Below are 22,076 nucleotides of genomic sequence, written 5' to 3' on the forward strand. Positions count from 1 at the left end.
CTTTATTCCGCGACGGACTCGGGGGTCCGCTTGAACATCCGGGTCGCGGTGATCTCACCGTGCACGGGCTCCCCGTCGGGGTCCTGCTGCGGCAGGCCGGGGCGCAGATGCTCCTCCACGCTGATGTACTTCAGTCCCGCGCGCAGGTCGGCGTCATTACGCAGCCGGATGACGAGGGGGAACTCCGCCAGCGCCGTCGTGTCGAAAAGGCCCGTGGTGTAGAGGAGCTGGACGCCCAGGGCGTCCGAGACCGCGCGCTGGAGCTCCAGCAGATACGTGGCGTTGGCGCGGCCGATCGGATTGTCGAGAAAGAGCGTGCCGGCGTGGCGGTGCTTGTCCCGGCCGCGGTCGTTGCTGCGCAGGGCCGCCATGGTGCAGTAGAGGGCGATAGCCGCGGTGAGCAACTGGCCACCGGAGAAGACGTCTCCCATCTGCCCGACCGGGACGCGCTCGGCCCGCAGTACGGCATCGGGCTTGAGGATCTCCACGGCGACGCCCTTGGGCTGCAGCGCCGCCTGCACACCACGCAGCAGCAGGGACATACCGTCCCGGCGGAGATCGGAGTTCTTCTTCAGGGCCGCGCTGGTCGCCTCGTCGATCACCTCACCGAGCCGCTCGGCGAGCACCGACCGGTCGGGTTCCTCGAAGCGGATCCGCAGGAACTCCTGCCCCGACCACTCCCCGAGGCCCTCGGGCAGCCGGGAGAGCCGCTGTGCCGACCGGAGCGTCGTCAGCGCGGATTCCACCAGCCCGCGCAGCCGGTCGACGATGGAGTCGCGGTTGCGCTCCAGCTGTGCCAGCTCGTCCGTCAGCACGCGCAGCCGGGGCGCGAAGGCCAGCGCCCACTGCGCGGCGTGCTCGGGCAGCGCCGACGCGGGCAGTTCACGGATCTGCTGCCGGGCGGGGGTGCGCACCTGCTCGTAGCGGGTGGAGTTGGCGTGCCGTACGAGCACGTCGGAGGCTTCCCGTACGGCGGCTTCCGCCGTAGAGAGCTCGGACGCGCAGCCGCGCAGCGAACGGCGGGCCTCGGCAGCGGAGTTGCGCGCTTCCTCCAGGGTGCCCGGATACGGCTCAGGGGCCTGCGGCGTCTCCTCGTCCCCGCCGCGCCGCTGCTCGTCTTCGGACGCCGCGCCACGCAGCAGGTCGCGCAGGAGGGCGGCCGTCTCGTCGAAGCCGCCCGCCGCGTCCTCCGCGGCGCGGTGCGCGTACAGCAGCTCGCCGTGCGCGGCGCGCGCCGTCTCCAGCGCGTCGGTGCGTACGGCGAGTTCGGTGGTGGCGGTACGGAGCAGGCTCTGCGCCTGCTCGGCGTCGGCGGGGACCAGCTCCTCGGGCAGTTCGGTGTGCGCGTCGCCGTCGGCGGGCGCGAGCCGCTCCGCCTCGCCGCGGAACCGGCCCAGCTGTTCACTGGCGGCCGACGCGCGCGACTCCAGCATCTGGACGAGCGATTCGGCGCGCGCGGCGGCCGCCTGCCGGGACGGGCCGTCGGCGCCGTCCGTGGATTCGAGGAGCTGGGCGGCGCGGCCGCGGACCTTGTTGGTGAGCCGGTCCAGCTCGGCGAGGGCGGCGCTCTCGTCGCTCTCCGCGCGGGCCTGTTCGGCCCGGAGATCGGCGCCGACGCCGACCTTCTCGTACAGCTGGGAGGCGGCGCGGTAGGCCTCGCGCAGGGTGGGCAGCGCGGCGCGCGGGGCAGCCGCGTCGGGCTCCGGGAGGCTTTCCGGCGCGCCGGCGATCTCGGCGCGCTCGGCGCGCAGCGCGCGGGCGGTGCGGCGGGCGTCGTCACCGGCGCGCTGGGCGGCCCTGCGGTCCTCGTCCGCGGCGCGGGCCCGCTCCAGGCAGACGGCGGCCCTGGCCTCGGACTCGGCCGCGTCATCGGCCAGTTCACGGAGTTTCGACTGCCAGCCGGCCCGCTCGCGCAGCCGGAACGCGAGGCCCGCCAGGGCATCGGCGGCCCGGCGGGCGCGCTGGGCGGCTTCCTGGCGCTCGTCGCGGACGCGGGCGGTGTCGGCGGCGGCTTCGTCCGCCTCCGCCCGTACGGTGCGGGCCTCGGCGAGCGTCGTCGCGGCGGTCTCCGCGGTGTCCCTGGCGGTCCTGGCCGTCCCCGCGAGCTCCGTGAGCATGCCGGGCGGGCAGTCCGTACGCCAGGAGCCGAGCCGGGCGGCGAGCGAGCGGTCACCGGCGAGCCGGGCCGCGAGCACGCGGATCTCCTCGTCGCGGGCGGCGGCGCGGGTACGCAGCGCCTGCCGCTCCTCGTCGGCGGCGTGTTCGTCGTGCATGGCGGGGTTCGGCGGTACGAGGAACACCCCGCTGTCGTCGGCGCCTTCCGCGCCGGGGCCGGGGACGGGCGCCAGCAGGGCGGCAGCGGTGCCCACGGCGACGGTGGAGCGCGGCAGCAGGGCGGCGCCGGCCAGTGCGGCGCGGGCGCGGGCGTGCGAGGCGGGGTCGGTGATCACGACCCCGTCGACCAGCTCGGGCCGGGCGGCCAGGACGGCGGCGTGGTCGGCGGGGTCGACGGCCTGGGCCAGATAGCGCCAGCCGGGGAGGGCCGGGATGCCCTGCTCGCCCAGGTACTCGACGGTGGCGAGGACGTCGGGGCCCGGCGGCAGGAGCCCGCCGTCCCCGAGCGCGCCGAGGATGCGGGAGTCGTCCGCGGCGGCGGTGCGCAGATCGAAGAGCTGCCGTTCGGCGGAGGCGATGCCCTGGTCCAGCAGCTCGCGCAGATCGTCGGCGTACCGGTCAAGATCCTCGGGGCTCAGCGGCCCGTCGGCGGAACGCTGCGGCGCGCGGGACGCCGCGCCGCCCGGCCGGCTGCGGGCCGGGTGCGGCACCGAGCCGTTCGGCGCGCTGTCGTGGCCCGCGGACGCGTCGCCCGTACGCTCCCGCGCCGCCGTGCCGCTGCGCGGCGCCGGGACTCCGGCCAGGGCCGCGGCCGTCGCGGGCAGGCTCAGCAGCTCGGCGAGCCGCTCGTCCTCGGCGATCGACTCGGCGGCGCGGCGCTCCGCGTCGTAGGCGTGTTCCGCGGCCAGCGCCGCGTCGGCGGCGCGGGCGGCGGCCAGTTCGGCGCGGGACTCGGCCGAGGCGCTCTCCCTGGCCCGCTCGGCGGCCGTACGCGCGGCCTCGCGCGCGGTGTCCCAGCCCGCGACGGCCGACTTCTCCGCGTCGCTCGCGGCGAGCGCGGCGCGGGCCGGGTCCGCGTCGGGCGCCGTGTCGTCGAGCCAGCCGGCCCGTACCGCCTCGGCCGTCTCCTGCCCGACCTCGGCGAGTCGCTGGCGCAGATGCCCGGCCTCGCTGCGGGCGCGCTGTGCCTCGGTGGCGGCGGAGGTCGCGTCGCGGTGGGCGGCCTCGCCCGTCTCCTGGAGGGCGGCGGAGCGCTCCTCCTGCTCGTTCGCCACGGTCTCGCCGTCCTCGGCGGCGGCGTGCAGCGCGCGGACGAGGTCGGCCGCCGCCGTGGCCCGCGCGGCCAGGGCGGGCGCGGCGTCGCGCTCGGCCTCCCGGATCGCGACGGCCACACGCGCCGAGCGGTCGGCGGCGGCGCGATGGCGCAGTACGGCTTCGGCCGCCTGCCACGCGGAGTGCAGCGTACGGGCGTCGGTCAGCTCGCGGCGCTGGGCGGCGGCGCGCTTCTCGGCGACGGTGAGGGCCAGGGAGGCGTGCCGGTAGGACAGCTCCGCGGCGATCAGCGCACCGCGGCCGCGCGCCTGCTCGGCGCCGGTGACGGTGTGCGCGGCGGCGGTGACCTGCTGGGCGAGGTCGGCGGCCCGGCCGCGCTCCTCGGCGGCGCGGGCCGTGAGGCGGCGTACGAGGGTACGGGCGCGGCGCTCGGCGCCGGCGTGGATGTCACGGGCCCGGGAGCGGACGCCCGCGGCCTCGACGATCCGGCCGAGCAGATCGGCGGAACCGGCCGTGAAGTCGCGCTCCGCGGTGAGTTCGGCGCGGCGGCCCAGTTTGTTGCCGAAGCCCCCGACAAGGTCGGCGAGTCCGTCCGTGTCCCGGGTGTCGGTGACGGCGCGCAGCAGCAGATCGGTGAAGTCGGAGTCCTTCTTGACCGCGAAGAGGCCCGCGGCCTCGCCCTCGTCGGCGTTCATCTCCCGCTGGTAGCGGAACAGTTCGGGATCGAGGCCCAGATCGCCGAGGTGTTCGTTCCAACGGTCGTGGATCTCCTCCCAGTGGATGTCGAGATGCGGATACACCTTGCCCGCGTCGGTGATGGCGTCCCGGAACCCCTTCATGGTGCGGCGCCGGCCGCGCGCGCCGGAAACGCCCTCGACGGGCGGCCGGACGGCGGTGGCCTCGGCGACCGGCAGGGAGTCCAGGCTGAGCCCGGGGCCGGGGCGGAAGGAGTACCAGGCCTCGGCGAACTTCCTGGGGTCGTTGGACACCTGGCGGCCGCGCCACTCGCTGGCCTTGCCGACCACGACGAGTTCCCCGGTGAGCGTGTGCTGCCACTCCAGGGCGACATGGCCGCAGTCGTCGGCGAGCAGGAACTTCCGCAGCACACCGGAGCTGGCGCCGCCGAGCGTGTTGCGGTGGCCCGGCAGCATCACCGAGAAGATCAGCTTGAGCAGTACGGACTTGCCGCCGCCGTTCTCCAGGAAGAGCACGCCCGCGGGGGCCGGGCGGCGCGGTGGCCCCACCGGCTCCTCCTCGAAGAACTCCGCCTGCGTGGGGGCGGGGTGGGGCACGGGCGCGCCCACTCCGCGCAGGTCGAGCACGGTGTCGGCGTAGCGCGCACCGGCAGGCCCGATGGAGTAGAGGCGGACCCGGGACAGCTCGTACATGGCGGGGGACTCTCGTCTGGTGAAAAGCGGTGGAGGCGGGGACGGGGACGGGGGCGGGGGCGGGGATGCGGGCGGGGGCGGCGGATGCGGGCGGGGTCAGGCGTGGAAGGGCAGCCCGGCGTCGGCGGCCAGCTCCAGGTCGTCGCCGTCGGGCGGCGGAAGCAGGGTGGCGGAGCCGTCGGTGACCGGTACGACGCCCAGCTCCAGCAGCTCGGCCATGGCCGCCTGGCCGGCCAGGTCCCGGACCTGGAGCTGAAAGCGGGCGGTGGTGCGGTAGGCGCCTCCGGCGTCGTCGCCGGTCCGCTGCAGAAAGCCGGAGTCGGTGAGGAAGGCGACGGCCTTGCCGACGATGCCGGTGGTGGAGCCGGCGAGCCTGCGGGCGTCCTTGGTGGCGCCGGTGGCGCTGCGCCGTGCGTAGATCCGCCAGGCGGCTTCGAGGCCGGGGGCGTCGGTCGACGGGTCGGTGTTCTCGCCCTGCTCCTCGGCGCGCTCTTCCAGCCTGCGGCAGGCCTGGCGTACGAACGTGTCGACGCCGTTGACCGTGATCCGGCCGATGTATCCGTCGTCGGCGAGGTCGGCGGGCCGGGGGAACGCCATGGCCGCGACGGCCAGATGGGCGAGGCCGTGCAGGAAGCGGTCGGCGGAGTCGGTGGAGGCGCGGCGGGCGTAGTCGCCCATCCGGACCGCGAAGACCGAGTCCTCGCCTGCGGTCACGGCCATGCCGGCGCGCGGGGAGACCTCCAGGACGACCAGACCGAATCCGGTGGCGATGGCGTCGGCGACGCGCGCGAAGGCGGGGTCTTCGCGGTAGCGGCGGAGCAGCTCGGTGTACTCGGCGTCCCGGGCGGGCAGCAGCTTGGGCTGCAGGCCGAAGGAGACGAGGCGGGCGGCGTCGGCGGCGTCCGCGGGGGTGACGGCGGTGGCTCCGGCGGCGGTGGTGGTGGCCGCGCCGGGCGTGGCGGGCGTGGCTTGCGTGGCGCGCTCGGCCGCCTCGGCCGCCTCAGCGCGGCCGGGGTCGCTCCACGCGGCGGTGTGCTCGGCGTGGTGGTCGCTCACGGGTGGTGCTCCTTGCTGGTGGGGCTGGTGGGGGGTCGGTGGTGCGGGGTGGCGTCCGGCGGTGGGTGCGGGGGTGGCGTCCGGCCGGGGGGTGCGGGGGCCGGGGGTTCCGGAGGTGCGTGTCCGGACTGCATGATTTACGGCGCCGTGCGGGTGCGTTGCAGGGTGCGGCTTGCTATGCGCCGACAAATCACGCTTTACGTCCGGACACGCACCTCCTGCACCCCCTGCCCCCTCCCGTCGGTGGGCCGCCGCCTCGCTTCGGGTGGCTCCTGTGTGTCACAGGCCCTCCGCGCGGTCCGCCGTCATGCCCGCCGCGTCCAGGAGCGCGGTGCCCACTATGAGGTCCGCTCCGCCGAACTCCTCGTCGTCGAGCGTGGTGCCGTCGTCGACCGCGAACAACAGGCGCCCCTCTCCCTGGCGGTAGGCCGTGCCCACCGGGGGGCTGGCCGCGTGGATGGCCAGGAGGGCGACCAGATAGGGCAGTTCCGGATCGCGGCGGCGGGCCTCCGCGAGGAGGCCGGAGAGGCGGCGCGGGGCGTCGTGTTCCAGGTCGAGCAGTTCCTTGGCGCTCGCCAATTGCTCCTCGCTGAAGCGGCTGTCGTCCGGTGTCGCGATCAGATCCGGCTCGGGCATCTCCGCGCCCAGGTGGTCCCGCTCCACCGGCGGCGTCAGCAGCAGGCCGATCAGGTCCCCGATCCGGACGGACGTGGGCGTACGCAGCCCGGTGCCACGGGCGAAGTACGCGTCCGTCACCCGCGTCGCCTGCTCGACGGGGAGCGGCAGCAGCGGGGCGAGCAGCTGTCCGTACAGGTCGAGACCGGTGTGGGCGCTGGGTCTGGCGAAGGCCTGCCGGTCCTGCTCCGCGCGGAACAGCGGGCCCGCCTCCAGCAGCCGGGACTGGAGCTGGGTGTGGCGGCGGATGCAGTCCTTGACGATGTCGACCAGTTCGGCCGCGCGCCGCTTGTGCTCCGCCGTCTTGGGGTCGGCGCCGGTCTCGGTCTCGTCGCGCGCCTTGCGGATGTTCGTCAGGATCGCGTTCTCGTGGCGGTAGCGGTCGGCGACATGGTCGAGCGCCTCGTCGATCATGTCCGGTACCGCGCTCAGCCAGTCGACCGCGCGCACGTTGCGCCGGGTCGCCTCCAGCGTCCTGCGGAGCGTTTCCGCGTACTGGACGGTGCGGTAGCGCGCCTGCTCGGCGGCGAGCTGGGCGTCGGCGAGCCTGCCCCGGTTGATCAGGACCTCGAGCTTGACCTCGGCGGCGATCTGGGCGCTGGTGACGTCCGTGTCGAGCGCGCCGACCAGCACATTGACCGCTTCGTCGGTCGTACGGAGATAGACGCTGCCGCCGTGCCCCGGCACCTCTTCGATGAGCTTGAAGTCGTAGTCCCTGCGGGTGTACACGCCGTCGGTGCCGAACGTGCCGTAGACGGCGCGGAATCCGCGGTCCACACTGCCGACGTTGATCAGGTTCTCCAGCACCCAGCGGGCGACGCGCTCATGCTCGGCGACCGGGCGGCCCGGGGCCTGGGCGGCGACGCGGGGCAGGAGTCTGGCCACTATCTGTTCGTGGTCGGCGCCGGTGTCGAAGTCCATGTTGAGCGTGACCAGGTCGATGGCGGAGAGCGCGACCTCGGCCATCGCGTAGATGGAGTACTCCCCCGCGAGATTGGCCTTGCGGGTGTCCAGGTCGTGCAGCGGCGCGGTGCAGGCGAGCGCGCGCAGCCGCCGCGCCAGCCCTTCGTCGGCGGCCGGGCCCTGTGCGGGCCGCGGCCCCGCGCTGAGCTGGGGCGGAACGGAGTCCGTCGAGGCAGGCGAAGTCACGCTGCACAGATTATGTCCTCACACCGACATCGGCCGAAACGGCGCAGAAGGGCCTTCAGCCGCTGTCCGCGACGAGCGCCGCGTACACCTCGACGAGTTGCTCGCGCGAGTCGTCCAGATACGCGGCGAGCAGGCGTTCCGTGCCGTCCCGGTCCCCGGACTTGAGGGATTCCAGGAGCTGCCGGTTCCGTACGAGATACGGCTCGTGCAGCCGGCGCGGATCGTCCACCACATGGAAGGCGAGCCGTAGTTCGGCCAGCACCCCGCGCATCAGTTCGTCGGTGCGCGCGCTGCCGGCCAGGGCGACCAGTTCTCGGTGGAAGTGGATGTTCGCCGTCGAGACACCCGTCCAGACCCGCTCCATCGCGGCCCGCTCGCCCTCGGAGACCGCCTCCTCCAGACCGCTCACCGTGAAGGGCGGCCCGTCGAGCCCCCGGACGACGGCGCATTCGATCAGCCGGCGGGTGCGGTAGATGTCCTTGACGTCCTCGACCGCGAGCACCCGTACGAAGACGCCCCGGTTGAGCTCATGGACGAGTAGCCGCTCGTGCGTGAGCAGCCGGAACGCCTCGCGCAGCGTATTGCGCGAGACACCGAGGGCCTTGCCGATGGCGTCCTCGGAGAGCCGTTCCCCCGGCTGGAAGTACCCCTCGGCGATACGGGTGCGCAGGATGTCGGCGACCCGCTCCGCCGTACTCGTACGGCCCAGCAGGGGTCGGTCGTCCGCCAGTTCGCCGAGTCCGGCCCCGCTCGTCCCCACAGCGTCTCCTCCGTCGGCCTGGGCGACCCATCGTAGAAGCAAGAACGAAACAACACGACTCTTGTCGGATCGTTGAACGATCCTCTACGTTGTTCTCAGCTCACGGTCCCAGCCCGGCGGCTGGGGCGTGGGCGGCGCCCTGGTCTTCGCTACGGTCTCGCGGTACTCGCGCTGATCGGTCTGCCCGAGACGCGCGGCCGCGAACTGATCCGATCCGATCGGAAGGTGACTCCATGACCTGGGCGTCCATCGATCTCAACGCCGACCTCGGCGAGGGCTTCGGCCGCTGGCGGCTGACCGACGACGAGCAGCTGCTCTCCGTCGTCACCAGCGCCAATGTGGCCTGCGGCTTCCACGCCGGGGACGCGGCCACCATGCGGCGGGTCTGCGCGTGGGCCGCCGAGCGCGGGGTGCGGATCGGCGCCCAGGTCTCGTACCGCGATCTGGCGGGCTTCGGCCGCCGCTCGATGGATGTGCCGCCGGACGAACTCGCCGCCGAGATCGCCTACCAGATCGGCGCGCTGGCGGTGTTCGCCAAGGCGGCCGGCGCCCGGGTCGCCTATGTCAAACCCCATGGCGCGCTCTACAACCGTGTCGTCCACGACGCGGCGCAGGCCGAGGCAGTGGCCGAGGGCGTCAAGCTCACCGGCGAACGGCTGCCGCTGCTCGGACTGCCAGGATCCACGCTGCACGAGATGGCGGAGAAGGCCGGACTGCCGGTCGTCACGGAGGCGTTCGCCGACCGGGCGTACACCGCGGAGGGCACGCTCGTGCCGCGCGGGCAGGAAGGCGCCGTGATCACCGACGCGTCGGCCGTCGTGGAACGGTCCGTCTCCATGGCCAGGTTCGGGGTGGTGACCTCCCGCTGCGGGCAGTCCGTCGGCGTCCGCGCCCGCTCGCTCTGCCTGCACGGGGACACCCCGGGCGCCGTCGATCTCGCCCGCCGCGTCCGCAGCCAGCTGGAGGCCGCCGGCGTCCGCGTGGAGGCCTTCGTATGAGGGCGCTGCCCGTCGGCGACCGGGCGCTCCTCGTGGAGCTGGCCGACGGCGAGGAGACCGCGGCGCTCCATGGAGAGCTGCTGCGCCGCCGCGCCGCCGGCACCCTGCCGCCGGTGCGGGAGATCGTGCCCGCGGCCCGCACCGTACTGCTGGAGGGGCTCGACGATCCGGCGGGCTTCGCGGCGCGGCTGGACGGCTGGGAGGCCCCCGCGCCGCACGCGCGCGCCACGGACACGGTCGAGCTGCCCGTCCGCTACGACGGTCCCGATCTGGCGGAGGTCGCGGCGCTGTGGGGGGTGCCGGCCGAGGAGGTGGTACGGATCCACTCGGCGACGGAATTCCGGGTCGCCTTCTGCGGGTTCGCGCCCGGCTTCGGCTACCTCACCGGGCTCCCCCAGCGGTACGCCGTACCCCGCAGGCCCACGCCCCGTACGGCGGTACCGGCAGGATCCGTCGGTCTCGCCGGCCCGTACACCGGGGTCTACCCACGCTCCTCACCCGGCGGCTGGCAGCTGATCGGGACGACGGACAGCGTGCTGTGGGATCCGGCCCGCGAGCCCGCCGCGCTGCTCGCGCCCGGGACGCGGGTGCGGTTCACGGCGGCGGGCCGATGACGGACCGGGCCCTCTCGGTCGTCCGGGCCGGTGCGCTGACCACGGTGCAGGATCTGGGCCGGTACGGGCACGCCCACCTGGGAGTGCCGCGTTCCGGCGCGCTCGACCTGCCGGCCCTGCGGCTCGTCAACCGGCTGGTGGGCAATCCGGAGGGCGCTGCGGCTCTGGAGACGACGCTCAGCGGGTGCGCGGTACGGCCGCGTTGCGCGGTCACCGTGGCGGTCGCCGGGGCGCCGTGCCCGGTCACGGTCGACGGGCGTCCGGCGCCCTGGGGCGCCCCCGTACGGGTACCGGCGGGCGCGGTGCTCGATGTCGGGGCGGCGGTCTCCGGGGTCCGCGGCTATGTGGCGTTCGGCGGCGGGATCGCGGTGGAACCGGTGCTGGGCAGTCGGTCCACCGATCTGCTGTCCGGCCTCGGACCCGGGCCGCTGCGCGACGGGGCCGTGCTGTCGCTGGGCCGTACGGTGGGCGGGGCGGCGCCGGTCGACGGGGCTCCGACGCAGGCCCCGCCCGCCGAACTGGTGCTGCGTGTACGGCTCGGGCCGCGCGACGACTGGTTCACCGCCGGGGCGCTGCGGACGCTGGTCACCCGCGCCTACCGGGTGTCGCCCGCGAGCAACCGCATCGGGCTGCGCACGGAAGGTCCGCCCCTGGAGCGCGCCGTACACACCGAACTGCCCAGCGAGGGCTTGGTGACCGGGGCCGTGCAGGTGCCGCCGGACGGCCGTCCGCTGGTGTTTCTCGCCGACCATCCGACGACCGGCGGCTATCCGGTGGTCGCGGTGGTCGCGGAGCGGGACCTCCCGGCGGCGGCGCAGGCGGCGCCGGGCACGCCGGTGCGTTTCGTGTACGCCGGACGCTGATCAGCGGCGGCCGTCCGGTGTCCCGTAGCCACCACCGCCCGGCGTCCTGATGACCAGCACATCGTCCGGTCCCACCTCCGCCGAGTCGACGCCCCGCAGCGGCGTGACCGTACCGTCCGCGCGCTCCACCTCGTTGCTGCCGAGCGCTCCGGGTCCGCCGCCCGCCATGCCGTACGGCGGGACGGTGCGGTGGCCGGTGAGCAGCGTCACCGTCATCGGCTCCAGGAAGCGCAGCCGCCGTACCACCCCCTCGCCGCCGTGCCATCGCCCGGTTCCGCCACTGCCGTCCCGGATGGAGAAGGCGTCGACCCGTACCGGGTAGCGCCACTCCAGCACTTCGGGGTCGGTGAGCCGGGAGTTGGTCATATGGGTCTGTACGGCGTCGGCGCCGTCGAAGCCGTCCCCCGCGCCCGAGCCGCTCGCGATGGTCTCGTAGTACTGCACCCGGGCATTGCCGAAGGTCAGGTTGTTCATGGTGCCCGAGCCCTCCGCCTGGGCGCCGAGCGCCGCGTACAGCGCCCCGGTGACGGCCTGAGAGGTCTCCACATTGCCCGCGACGGTCGCCGCCGGGTAGCGGGGCGCCAGCATCGAGCCGTCCGGGACGCGCACCTCCAGCGGCTCCAGACAGCCGCTGTTGAGCGGGATGTCGTCGGCGACGAGCGTCCTGAAGACGTACAGCACGGCGGCCATCACCACGGAGGTGGGGGCGTTGAAGTTGCCGGGCAGCTGGGGCGAGCTGCCGGTGAAGTCCAGGACCGCGCCGCGCGCCGCCCGGTCGACCCGCAGCGCGACCTCGATCACGGCGCCGCCGTCGGTCTCGTAGCGGTACGAGCCGTCGTGCAGCCCGGCGACGATCCGGCGTACGGACTCCTCGGCGTTGCGCCGTACGTGCCCCATATAGGCCTGGACGACATCGAGGCCGAACTCCTCGACCGTGCGGCGCAGTTCGGCGATGCCCTTCTCGTTGGCCGCGATCTGGGCCCGCAGGTCGGCGAGGTTGGTGTCCGGGTCGCGGGACGGATACCGCGCGGTGGTGAGCAGGTCCCGGGTCTCGGCCTCGCGGAGCCGGCCGTCCCGGACGAGCAGCCAGTTGTCGAAGAGGACGCCCTCCTCGTGCACGGTCGTGCTGAAGGCGGGCATGGAGCCCGGGGTGATGCCGCCGATCTCCGCGTGGTGGCCGCGCGAGGCCACCAGGAAGCGCGGCCGGTCGCCCTGTTCGTCGTCCTCGTCGAAGACGGGCGTCACCACGGTCACATCGGGCAGATGGGTGCCGCCGTGGTACGGGTCGTTGATGGCGTACACGTCACCGGGGCGCAGTGTGCCCCGGTTGCGCCGGAGCACCTCCTTGATGGATTCACCCATCGAGCCGAGATGGACGGGGATATGGGGCGCGTTGGCGATCAGATTGCCTTCGGCGTCGAAGAGCGCGCAGGAGAAGTCGAGCCGTTCCTTGATGTTGACGGAGTGGGCGGTGTTCTCCAGCCGCACGCCCATCTGCTCGGCGATGGCCATGAAGAGGCTGTTGAAGACCTCCAGGAGCACGGGATCGACGTCCGTGCCGACCGCGACCCGTGAGGGGCGGGGCCGTACGCGCGTGAGCAGCAGATGGCCCAGCTCGCCCGCGGCCGCCTGCCAGCCCGGTTCGACGACGGTCGTGGCGTCGGCCTCGGCGATCACCGCGGGTCCGGTCACGGTGTCGGACGGCCGCAGGTCCTCGCGGCGGTGCAGCGGGGTGTCCCGTGTGCGGCCGTCGGTGAACATCCTGACGGTCGCGTACGGCCCCGTCCCGCCCGGCCCGCCGGAGCGCCGCGGTGTGTGCGGGCCGTGCGCGCCCGCCGTCCCGACGGCTTCGACGGAGACCGCCTCGACGACCAGGGGTTTGTCCATGGTGAAGGCGTAGCGGGCCCGGTGTTCGCCGGCGAACGCCGCGGTCATGGCGGAGCGGGTGTCCAGGGCGACCGGCAGGCTCGCGTCCGTACCGGCGTAGCGCAGGAGCACGCGCGCGTGCGTGGTGATGGCGCTGTCCGGGACGGAGTCGGCGCGCAGTTCGGCGCGGGTGCGCGCCGCGAGGGAGTCGCACAGCTCGCGCACCCGGCGCACGGTGTCGTCGGTCAGCTCGGCCTCGACGGACTGTTCCCGCATGGCGGCGGCGTCGGCGAGTCCGATGCCGTACGCGGAGAGAACCCCGGCGAGCGGCGGGACGATCACGGTGTCGACCCCGAGGGAGTCGGCGACCGCGCAGGCGTGCTGGCCGCCCGCGCCGCCGAAGCTGGTGAGCGCGTAGCGGGTGATGTCGTGTCCGCGCTGTACGGAGATCTTCTTGACGGCGTTGGCCATGTTGAGGACGGCGATCTCCAGATAGCCGGCCGCGACCTCCTCCGGGGTGCGCCGCACGCCGGTTGCCTGCCGTACCTCCTCGGCGAGTTCGGTGAACCGTGCGCGCACCACCTCGGCGTCCAGGGGCTGGTCGCCGCCGGGCCCGAACAGCGCGGGGAAGTGGGCGGGCTGGACGCGGCCGAGCATCACATTGGCGTCGGTCACGGTGAGCGGGCCGCCGCGCCGGTAGCAGGCGGGGCCCGGCTCGGCGCCCGCCGAGTCGGGGCCGACGCGGTAGCGCTGTCCGTCGAAGTGCAGGACGGAGCCGCCGCCCGCCGCGACGGTGTGGATGTTCATCATGGGGGCGCGCATCCGGACCCCGGCGACCTGGGTGCCGAGCTCGCGCTCGAACGCGCCCGCGTAGTGCGAGACATCGGTGGAGGTGCCGCCCATGTCGAAGCCGATGACGCGGGTGAAGCCCGCCTGCTGCGACGTACGGGCCATCCCGACGACACCACCGGCCGGTCCCGACAGCACGGCGTCCTTGCCGCGGAAGTGAGCGGCTTCCCGCAGCCCGCCGTTGGACTGCATGAACATCAGCCGGATGCCCTGGAGCTCCCCGGCGACCTCGTCGACATAGCGCCGCAGGATCGGTGACAGATAGGCGTCCACGACGGTGGTGTCGCCGCGCGGCACCAGTTTGATCAGGGGGCTGACCTCGTGCGAACAGCTGACCTGGGTGAAGCCGGCGGCGCGGGCCGCCTCGGCGACGGCGCTCTCGTGCGCGGGGTGACGGTAGCCGTGCATCAGTACGACGGCGGCGCTGCGGAAGCCGTCACCGTGGGCCGCGCGCAGCTGCTCGGCGACGGTGTCCGGTTCGAGCGGCCGTACGGTGGCGCCGTGCGCGTCGACGCGCTCCGGAACCTCGATGACGCGCTCGTACACCGCCTCGGGCAGCACGATATGGCGGTCGAACAGCCGGGGCCGGTTCTGGTAGGCGATGCGCAGGGCGTCCCGGAAGCCCTCGGTGATGAGCAGGACGGTCGGCTCGCCCCGCCGCTCCAGGAGGGCGTTGGTGGCGACGGTCGTCCCCATCTTGACGACATCGATCCGGTCGGCCGGGATCGGGTCGTGCGGCCCGATCCCGAGCAGCAGCCGGATGCCGGCCACCGCCGCGTCCTTGTACCGCTCCGGATCGTGCGAGAGCAGTTTCCGGGTGACGAGCTCCCCGTCGGGGCGCCTACCCACCACATCGGTGAAGGTGCCGCCCCGGTCGATCCAGAATTCCCAGCGCCCGGTCATTCCCCCATTCTCGCAACGGGAGCGCCCGGGGAGAGGGCGGCGAGCGCGCAGGAGAGCGTGTGATCGGCGTGGAGATCGAGCCGGGCGCTGCTGCCGCGCGCCCGGTGCCGTACCTCGTCACCCGCCAGCCGCAGCAGTTCCGGGAGGAGATCCTTGCAGCGGCGTGCGACCCATCCGGTGCCCGAGGTGGCGAGCCAGCGCAGTGCGGCCGTACGGGTGGGCGGGGGCTGGTCGGCTTCGAGGGCGGGCGGCGGGCCGAGGGTGAGTCCCCGTGCCGTGAGCAGCTCGTGGAAGCGCGCGGCGATCATCCGGTGGCCGCGCTCCCCGGGGTGCAGTCGGTCGGCGCTCCACAGGGACCGCTCCGCCACCCAGGAGGCGTCCGCCATATGGAGATGGATGGCGTCGTACCGCGCGGACAGGGCGTGGACGACGGCGTTGACGGCGCGCTGGCGACGGGCGAGCGGCCGGGCGAGGGGCGCGGGCAGGCCGAGCATGCTGCCGGGGTCCGGCAGACAGGCGGTGAGCAGGACCGTGCCGCGCGCGGCGAGGGCGCCGCAGGCCCGGTCGAGCCGTGGGGCGAGGTCCTGGATGTCGAAGGCGCGGCGCAGGGTGTCGTTGACGCCGACGAGGACGGAGGCGATGGAGGGTTCGAAATCGAGGGCGGCCGGGACCTGCCGCTCCTCGACGTCCCGGGTCAGCGCGCCGCTGATGGCGAAGTTGTGGAACAGGACGCCCGCCTGGGGCTCGGCGGAGCCCCCGCCGAGCAGCGCGGCCCATCCGCGCCATCCGCCGGGCACGGGATCGCCGACCCCGGCGGTGAGGGAGTCCCCGAGCGCGGCGAAGCGCAGGACCCGCGGCGGCGCGGCGGCCTGCGTCTGCGCCCCCGTCTCCGTCTCCGTCTGCGTCTGTCTCTCCGTCTCCGTACGGATCGTCATCTCGGTGCTCCGTCCGGGCGTCGTGGCGCCGGGATCTTCGCCAACGGGGCGTCATGGGCCGACAGGAACGCGGCCACCGAGTTCTCCCAGCTGAAGAGTTCCGCGCGGGCGCGGGCCGCGGCGCGGCGGTCCTGCTCCGGGCGGGCCAGCAGGGTCTGGACCGCGTCGGCGAAGGACGTCGCGTGGTCCGCGGCGGCCACGCCCGCGTCACCGATCACCTCGGGCAGCGCCGAGGACGCGCTCGCGACGACCGGGGTGCCGCAGGCGAGCGCCTCCAGGGCCGAGAGTCCGAACGTCTCGGCCGGGCCGGGCGCCAGGCAGATGTCCGCGGCGGCCTGCAGATCGGCCATCGCCTCCCGGTCTGCGACGTGCCCGAGGAACAGCGCGGGCAGCCGCTGCGCGCGGGCCCTGCGGACCAGACTGCTCCGCAGCGGTCCCTCGCCGGCGACGACCAGCACCGCCCGTACGCCCCGGTTCCGCAGCTCGGCGAGCGCGTCGAGCGCCGTACCGGGCCGCTTCTCCACCGACAGCCGCGAGCCGAGCACCAGCAACGCGTCCGCCCCGCGCGTGTACCGCTCGCGCAGGGCCGTGTCACGCCGTCCCGGCCTGCACCGGCTCAGATCGACCCCGAGCGGTGCGCGCACCACGTTGCGCGCACCCACACGCAGGAATTCACGCTCCGCCCACTCGGTGGTGCACACGATCCGCGAATACGCCCACGCGCTGCGCAGGTTGATCCGGTCGGCCGCCCGCCCCGCGGCGACCGCGGGCACGCCCCAGGTACGCAGTACCCCGTCCGCCGTCTCGTGGGAGACCATCACGGAGGGGATCCGGTGGCGCCGTGCCCACTCCCCCGTCCAGCGCAGGGTGGTCCGGTCGGACACTTCGAGCCGGTCGGTCCCGATCCCTTCGAGGACCTCCCTGAGCCGGCGCCTGGCGGTCAGCACCCGGTAGCCGCCGGTGCCGGGCAGCACCGGCCCCGGCAGGGTGATCACCCGGCCCTGCGCGGTCTCCTCGTCGGTCTCCCGCTCCCCGGGCACGATCAGCACGGGGTGATGCCCCGCGGCCAGATAGCCGCTGCCCAGCTCCCGCAGCGCGGTACGCAGACCGCCGGAGGACGGGGTGACGAAGTTCGCCAGCCGTACGATCCGCAGGGCGCTCACGCGACCACCGCCGTGCGCGCGCCGAGCACCTCGTCGTAGTGGCCGAGCAGCTGGTCCCCCACCACGGCCCAGGTCCTGTCCTCCACCATGGCCCGTCCCGCGCGCCCGTAGGAGGCGCGGAGCGCGGGGGCGCAGATGAGGTCCGTCACCGCCGCGGTGACGGCGCCGGCGTCGTGCGGCGTCACCAGCAGTCCGGTACGCCCGTGGTCGACGAGGTCGAGCGGGCCGCCGGCGGCGGGCGCGATCACCGGCACCCCGCTCGCCATGGCCTCCTGCACGGTCTGGCAGAAGGTCTCGTACGGGCCGGTGTGCGCGAACACGTCGAACGAGGCGAAGGCCCGTGCCAGTTCGTCCCCGGTCGTCCGGCCGAGGAAGACCGCGCCGGGGAGCGCGCCGCGCAGCGACGTCTCGCTGGGGCCGTCCCCGACGATCACCACCCGGACGCCCGGCAGCGCGCAGACACCGGCGAGGAGCTCGACATGCTTCTCGGGCGCCAGCCGGCCGACGTATCCGACGATCAGCTCCCCGTTGGGCGCGAGGCGCCGGCGCAGCGCCTCGTCCCGCAGCGCGGGCCGGAACCGTACGGTGTCCACGCCCCGCGGCCAGAGCCGTACCCGCGGTACGCCGTGCTCGGCGAGATCGCGGACGGCGGCGCTGGACGGCGCGAGGGTGCGGTCGGCGGCGGTGTGCACGGCGCGGATCCGCCGCCAGGCCGCGGCCTCACCCGCGCCGACGTAGGTACGGGCGTAGCCGGCCAGGTCGGTCTGGTAGACGGCGACGGCGGGCACCCGGAGCCGCGCGGCGGCGGTCATGCCGCGCACGCCGAGCACGAAGGGCCCGGCGAGATGGACGAGCTCGGCCCGGTGCGCGGCGATCGTCGCCGCCACCCGCCGGCTGGGAAGCGCCACCCGCACCTGCGGATAGCCGGGAAGGGGAAGCGAGGGCACACGTACCACGGGGCACGGTGCGTCGGTCTCGGAATCGCCGGCGACCGCCGGGGCGATGACGAGCGGATCATGACCGCGGGCGGCGAGATGCCGCGCGGTCTGCAAGGCGCAATGAGCTACGCCGTTGACGTCGGGCGGGAAGGATTCGGTGACGATGACGACACGCATACCCGTGTTGTCGTCGCACCGAGCGTGTCCCCGCCAACGTGGATCTTTCCGCGCGGGGAACGTCCCGTGAGCATTGGACGCGGGGACGTTCCCCGGGGACGGCAGGGTGCACAGGCCGTGCGCGCGCTCTTACGGAGCGAGAGATTCCGGCCTCAGAGCGCGGCGGCGTCCGGGCCCATCCGGCTGCGTACGGCGGTCTGCACCTCGGCTTCCTCGGCCGGATCCGCGGCCAGTCGCCGCAGCCGGTCCACCACCCGTACGTCACCGGTCTCCGCGTGCAGCGCGGCGACCTCTCTGGTGGTCTCCTCGCAGTCCCACAGGCATTCGACGGCGAACCCGTTGGCGTAGGAGGGATCGGTGGCCGCGAGCGCGCGGGCCGCGCGGCCGCGCAGCTGCGAGGAGGCGGTCTCGCGGTAGACATGGCGCAGTACGGGAGCGGCGCAGACGATGCCGAGACGTCCCGCGCCGTCGACGAGGGTCCACAGCGGCGGGGCGTCGGGGCCTTCGGCCCGTACGGTCTCGCGCAGTGCGCCGAGCACCAGCTGGGTGTCCTGGGTGCCGCCCCGGCAGGCGAGCACGCCCGCGGCGGACGCCCCGAGGGCGTCGGGCCGGTGCACCCAGCCACGGGCCCGGTCGACGGCTTCCTCGCCGCACATCCGCTCGAACGCGGAGACCGCGGCGTCGGCGACGGTGCGGTCGGCGCTGAGCGCCGCCGCCTCGATCAGATCGAGCACGACGGGGTCGCGGACCTCGGCGAGATAGTGGAGCGCGGCGCAGCGCGCCCCGTCGGGACCGTTGCGGGCGGCCTCGACGATCAGCGGGCGGTCGTCGGGCCCCGCGACGGCGGAGAGGCAGCGGGCCGCGGGCACATGCAGCACGCTGCCGCGTTCGAGGGCCTGCTGCGCCCAGTCGAAGACGGCCTGCACGCTCCAGCCGGGGCGGGGGCCGCTCGGCCGCATCTGTCGCTGCCAGCGGTCGAACGAGCCCTGTTCACCGGCCGCCCTGATCCGCGCGCCGACCGCTTGCCGCGGGTCGTCGGCCCAGAGCCGCCAGGGCCGGGGCTCGAAGGCGTCCCGTACGGCGGCCGCCAGCTCGGCGTCGCCCTCCGGGGTGGCGGGGAATCTGGCGAGGACCGGCACGGCCAGCGAGCGCAGGCCCGCGTCGTCGTCGCGCAGCGCGAGCTCGTCCAGCGCCCAGGCCCAGTTGGTGCCCGCCGCGGCGTAGCGCCGGAGCAGGTCGAGGGCGTCGCGCCGGCCGTACGAGGCGAGATGGCCGAGCACGGCGAGCGAGAGCCCGGTCCTCGACTCCTCGGTGTCGAAGTGGTCCTCGGACCGGAAGAGATGGTGGTCGATGGCGTCGAGACCGCCGTGCAGACCCAGATACAGGCGTGCGTAGTACAGCGAGCGGTTCTCGACCTGCCAGTCGTGGCGTGGGTCGTTCATGACGCAGTGGTTGAGGGCGGCGAGCGCCTCCGCCCGGGGCGCGGCGAGCGCGTGCAGCGTGCCGTCGCCACGGCCCCTCTGCAACAGGCCGAGCAGCGTGCCGCTCGGCGCTATGACTGGATCAAACATCGGAAAAGCCTCACATCAAGCTGTCGACGCAACCGGGGGGTGTGGATGCCTAGGCCGCGCGGCAACATGGTTGGCCGATCGTCGTCGTGCGCTTGGTGCAGACCATCTTCCCTGCCTCTCGTCGGTGGCCCCTTGCGGGCCCGACGTCATGATGACCCAGCCATTTCGCCACCGCGACCACATTTACGACGTCTCTGTTCACTGGGCTCCGAAGAGCTCCAGGAGATCCGTCTTCCCAAACATCCGCGCGGTATCCACGGCGGAGGGGGTGCCTCCGGTCGGATCGGCCCCGCCGGCGAGCAGTGCCCGGATCACCGCGTCCTCCCCCTTGAAGACCGCGCCGGCGAGCGGGGTCTGACCGCGGTCGTTGGCCCGGTCCGCGTCGGCGCCGCGCGCGAGCAGCGCCTCCACCGCGGGGGCGTGGCCGTGATAGGCGGCGAGCATCACCAGGGAGTCACCCTTGTCGTTGGTGAGGTTCGCGGGCACACCGGCGTCGACATACGCGGCGAGCGCCTCGGCCTCTCCGCGCCGGGCCAGATCGAAGATCTTCGTCGCCAGCCCGACCACTTCGGGATCCGGTGCTTCGCTCATCGGTGGACCGCCTTTCACGCCGTTGACCTGGTACGTACGGCAGCGGCGCCGTACGAGTGAACCGACAGGGTACTGCCCGTACGCCGCCCCGCCCCGCGCCCCCGCGGCAAGGATGATCGCGAGCGACATTCACCGGGTGAGGCGGGGCGGTCCGCCTCCCGGCGGTGCTCCGACCTGAGCCAATGCAGTGAAATGCACAACATTTCACTCATCTGCACCTTTTATCGCATAGATACTTTAGGTGATCCTGGAAGAACTCATGGTGACTGTCCCCTCGACCAGGAGAAATCTCATGATTCTGTCCATGTCAGGCGTCGTGCTGCTCGGAATCATCGTCTTCCTCTTCTTCAGGAAGGACGGACTCAAGGCGTCGCACGCGATGGTGTGCGCCCTCTTCGGCTTCTATCTCGCGGGCACCGCCATCGCCCCGAGCATCACGGCCGGGAGCGCCAGCCTCGCCGGCCTCCTGGGCGGGATCAAGTTCTGACGCCCGACCGTCCCTTCCGCACGCACCGTCAGGAGACCGACGTGGCCCGGCGACCACTCCCCCGCATTCTGCGCAGCGGCACCGGCAGCGGCGGCAGCGACCGGATCGCACGCAGTCGCGATCTGGCCCGCACGGCCGCCGGCAGCGCCACCGACGTCCTCCAGCCGCTGATCACCGTCGGCCGTGGTCTGCGGCTGCTGAGCGCCGCGGGGCGCCAGCGGTGGGCGGCCACGCCCAGGGACCGGCGCGGCCCCGCGCTGTTCCTGGTCGCGGTCTGCGTGATGGTGGCCGCGCTCTTGCCGTACGGGCCGCTGCTGGCCCTGATCTCGGTGATGGCCGCGGCCGCCTGGAAGGGGCGTGCCCCCACGACCGCGCGGACCGGGCCCGCCGACGCGCAGGCGCGGCGGCTCCAGTCCCTCTACGAGGCGCTGGTGCCGTACTTCTCCGTGCCGGAGGACCCGCGTCCGCTCTTCGCGCACGGCGGCTCGTGGGACGCGGCGTTCAGCGAGCAGGAATTCGACGCTGAGGGGCGGCTCACCCGGCTGCGGCTGGCCTACCCCCCGTACTTCCCGGACGGTGAGCCCGGCGCGCGCGGCCGGATCGAGCATCTGCTGCACGCCAAGTCCGGCCGCGGCCGCGAATATCTCTTCGACTGGGACGAGGAGATCAACCAGCTCGTGCTGAGCGTGCTGCCGGCGCTGGCCACCTCGATCGCCGCCCAGCGCTTCGTCACCGCCCCGGGCGAGACCGTCCTCGGCTTCACCGACGACGGCGCGGTGCAGCGCACCGTGCCGGTCAGGGCGGGCGACGAGAGCCGCGACGCGCCCCCGGTGGTCTGGCGGACAGGCCCCCGCTCCACCGAGCCGCATCTGCTGGTCGTCGGCCTGCCGGGAAGCGGCTCGACGAGCCTGCTGCGCTCCCTCGCCCTCCAGGCCCTCCAGCACGGCGAGGTACTGATCGTGGAGGGCAGCGGGACCGGTGAATTCACCTGTATGACCGGGCGCACCGGCGTGCTCGCCGTGGAAAGCGCACTGGAGGGCGCGCTGGCCGGCCTCGAATGGGCCGCGCAGGAGACGGAACGGCGGCTGATCGCCGCCAACGACGCCCGGCAGTCGGGCCGTCCCGCGCCCGAGGACACCCGGCGGCCGCTGTGGATCCTGGTGGACCGGCCGAGCGTCTTCGCGCATCTGGCGGCGGCCGACGGGCGGCCCGATCCGCAGGAGCTGCTGCGGGTGCCGCTGCGCCACGGCAGGGCCGCCCATGTGACGGTCGTCGTGGCCGACCAGCTCGACAGCCTGGACACGCTCGCGGAGACCGTACGGACCCACACCCGCGCCCGGGTCGTCCTGGGGTCCGCCACGCCCTCGCAGGTGGAGTCGGTGCTCGGGGCCCCACCGCGCACCACGCCCGCCCGGGACGTCCCGCCCGGCCGGGGCTACGCGCGGCTCGGCACGGGCCCGGTGCTCCGCCTGCAGGTGCCGGCGACGCCCGATCCGTACGACGACATGGCGAGTGAGGCACACCGCCGGGCCGTCCTGGAGCTCCTTCCGGCGCGTCATCCCTCGTTCGACGAGGTGGCGGCGCCCGCTCCGGGTCCTGCACCGGCTCAGGACCGGGTACCGGGGCAGGAATCGGAGCGTGCCACCGCGCAGGCAGCCGCCCCGGGGCCGGTCGCCGCCGGTCCGGTCCCGGCCGAGGGCTGACCA

At 74.1% G+C, this 22,076-nt stretch carries 15 protein-coding genes; 5 read left to right on the forward strand and 10 right to left on the reverse strand.

Annotation, left to right across the window (positions count from 1 at the left end):
• Positions 1–2: 2 nt before the first annotated feature.
• From ACZ6MZ_RS29655 to ACZ6MZ_RS29670, 4 genes are all read right to left on the reverse strand, one after another.
• The gene (locus ACZ6MZ_RS29655) at positions 3–4,775 is read right to left on the reverse strand and encodes a hypothetical protein (RefSeq protein WP_469355428.1); all 4,773 of its coding nucleotides are present in this window, start codon (positions 4,773–4,775) and stop codon (positions 3–5) included.
• A 96-nt stretch (positions 4,776–4,871) separates the two neighbouring features.
• Complete coding sequence (locus ACZ6MZ_RS29660; protein WP_469355430.1) at positions 4,872–5,831, reverse strand: hypothetical protein; 960 nt, start codon at positions 5,829–5,831, stop codon at positions 4,872–4,874.
• Between the two features lie 279 nt (positions 5,832–6,110).
• The gene (locus tag ACZ6MZ_RS29665; protein WP_469355432.1) at positions 6,111–7,655 is read right to left on the reverse strand and encodes a hypothetical protein; all 1,545 of its coding nucleotides are present in this window, start codon (positions 7,653–7,655) and stop codon (positions 6,111–6,113) included.
• Between the two features lie 55 nt (positions 7,656–7,710).
• The gene (locus ACZ6MZ_RS29670; protein WP_469355433.1) at positions 7,711–8,415 is read right to left on the reverse strand and encodes a GntR family transcriptional regulator; all 705 of its coding nucleotides are present in this window, start codon (positions 8,413–8,415) and stop codon (positions 7,711–7,713) included.
• A gap of 233 nt (positions 8,416–8,648) precedes the next feature.
• Here ACZ6MZ_RS29670 and ACZ6MZ_RS29675 point away from each other — a divergent pair, with 233 nt between their 5' ends.
• The 3 genes from ACZ6MZ_RS29675 to ACZ6MZ_RS29685 are packed head-to-tail and all read left to right on the forward strand — an operon-like array spanning position 8,649 to position 10,890.
• Positions 8,649–9,413: a LamB/YcsF family protein gene (locus ACZ6MZ_RS29675; RefSeq protein ID WP_389792096.1), complete on the forward strand. Its 765-nt coding sequence runs from the start codon at positions 8,649–8,651 to the stop codon at positions 9,411–9,413.
• Positions 9,410–10,027, forward strand: a complete 618-nt coding sequence (gene pxpB / locus ACZ6MZ_RS29680; RefSeq protein WP_469355435.1) for a 5-oxoprolinase subunit PxpB — start codon at positions 9,410–9,412, stop codon at positions 10,025–10,027. The genes ACZ6MZ_RS29675 and pxpB overlap by 4 nt, the downstream gene beginning before the upstream one ends.
• Positions 10,024–10,890, forward strand: coding sequence for a 5-oxoprolinase subunit C family protein (locus ACZ6MZ_RS29685; RefSeq protein WP_469355437.1), 867 nt, complete (start codon positions 10,024–10,026; stop codon positions 10,888–10,890). Before pxpB ends, ACZ6MZ_RS29685 begins: the two co-directional genes overlap by 4 nt.
• Here the strand turns inward: ACZ6MZ_RS29685 and ACZ6MZ_RS29690 are convergent, their stop codons facing one another.
• The 6 genes from ACZ6MZ_RS29690 to ACZ6MZ_RS29715 all read right to left on the reverse strand — a co-directional run bounded on the left by ACZ6MZ_RS29690 (position 10,891) and on the right by ACZ6MZ_RS29715 (position 19,883).
• The gene (locus ACZ6MZ_RS29690) at positions 10,891–14,508 is read right to left on the reverse strand and encodes a hydantoinase B/oxoprolinase family protein (RefSeq protein ID WP_469355439.1); all 3,618 of its coding nucleotides are present in this window, start codon (positions 14,506–14,508) and stop codon (positions 10,891–10,893) included.
• Entirely contained in the window at positions 14,505–15,443 is a 939-nt protein-coding gene (locus ACZ6MZ_RS29695; protein ID WP_469355441.1) for an SGNH/GDSL hydrolase family protein, read from the reverse strand. Before ACZ6MZ_RS29695 ends, ACZ6MZ_RS29690 begins: the two co-directional genes overlap by 4 nt.
• On the reverse strand, positions 15,440–16,606 hold the full coding sequence (locus ACZ6MZ_RS29700; RefSeq protein WP_469355442.1) for a glycosyltransferase: 1,167 nt from the start codon (positions 16,604–16,606) through the stop codon (positions 15,440–15,442). The genes ACZ6MZ_RS29695 and ACZ6MZ_RS29700 overlap by 4 nt, the downstream gene beginning before the upstream one ends.
• Entirely contained in the window at positions 16,603–17,721 is a 1,119-nt protein-coding gene (locus ACZ6MZ_RS29705; protein WP_469355444.1) for a glycosyltransferase family 4 protein, read from the reverse strand. Before ACZ6MZ_RS29705 ends, ACZ6MZ_RS29700 begins: the two co-directional genes overlap by 4 nt.
• A 152-nt stretch (positions 17,722–17,873) precedes the next feature.
• Positions 17,874–19,292 carry a HEAT repeat domain-containing protein gene (locus ACZ6MZ_RS29710; protein ID WP_469355446.1) on the reverse strand — a complete coding sequence of 473 codons (1,419 nt, stop codon included), beginning with the start codon at positions 19,290–19,292 and terminating at the stop codon, positions 17,874–17,876.
• A gap of 198 nt (positions 19,293–19,490) precedes the next feature.
• Positions 19,491–19,883, reverse strand: coding sequence for an ankyrin repeat domain-containing protein (locus tag ACZ6MZ_RS29715; RefSeq protein ID WP_469355448.1), 393 nt, complete (start codon positions 19,881–19,883; stop codon positions 19,491–19,493).
• Positions 19,884–20,175: 292 nt separating this feature from the next.
• On the opposite strand from ACZ6MZ_RS29715, the gene ACZ6MZ_RS29720 reads away from it, so the two are divergent.
• Positions 20,176–20,370, forward strand: a complete 195-nt coding sequence (locus ACZ6MZ_RS29720; protein WP_384188735.1) for a hypothetical protein — start codon at positions 20,176–20,178, stop codon at positions 20,368–20,370.
• A 41-nt stretch (positions 20,371–20,411) separates the two neighbouring features.
• A complete protein-coding gene (locus ACZ6MZ_RS29725; protein WP_469355451.1) occupies positions 20,412–22,073 on the forward strand; it encodes a P-loop NTPase family protein in 1,662 nt (553 codons plus the stop codon).
• Positions 22,074–22,076: the final 3 nt, after the last annotated feature.

This window comes from Streptomyces sp. NPDC042201, assembly GCF_055582185.1.

Bases quoted from the DNA above. Each gene is read 5' to 3' on its own strand.
- ACZ6MZ_RS29675 (WP_389792096.1), top strand. From the start codon at position 8,649: ATGACCTGGGCGTCCATCGATCTCAACGCCGACCTCGGCGAGGGCTTC.
- ACZ6MZ_RS29695 (WP_469355441.1), bottom strand. From the start codon at position 15,443: ATGACGATCCGTACGGAGACGGAGAGACAGACGCAGACGGAGACGGAG.
- ACZ6MZ_RS29655 (WP_469355428.1), bottom strand. From the start codon at position 4,775: ATGTACGAGCTGTCCCGGGTCCGCCTCTACTCCATCGGGCCTGCCGGT.
- ACZ6MZ_RS29720 (WP_384188735.1), top strand. From the start codon at position 20,176: ATGATTCTGTCCATGTCAGGCGTCGTGCTGCTCGGAATCATCGTCTTC.
- ACZ6MZ_RS29715 (WP_469355448.1), bottom strand. From the start codon at position 19,883: ATGAGCGAAGCACCGGATCCCGAAGTGGTCGGGCTGGCGACGAAGATC.
- pxpB (WP_469355435.1), top strand. From the start codon at position 9,410: ATGAGGGCGCTGCCCGTCGGCGACCGGGCGCTCCTCGTGGAGCTGGCC.
- ACZ6MZ_RS29705 (WP_469355444.1), bottom strand. From the start codon at position 17,721: ATGCGTGTCGTCATCGTCACCGAATCCTTCCCGCCCGACGTCAACGGC.
- ACZ6MZ_RS29710 (WP_469355446.1), bottom strand. From the start codon at position 19,292: ATGTTTGATCCAGTCATAGCGCCGAGCGGCACGCTGCTCGGCCTGTTG.
- ACZ6MZ_RS29690 (WP_469355439.1), bottom strand. From the start codon at position 14,508: ATGACCGGGCGCTGGGAATTCTGGATCGACCGGGGCGGCACCTTCACC.
- ACZ6MZ_RS29685 (WP_469355437.1), top strand. From the start codon at position 10,024: ATGACGGACCGGGCCCTCTCGGTCGTCCGGGCCGGTGCGCTGACCACG.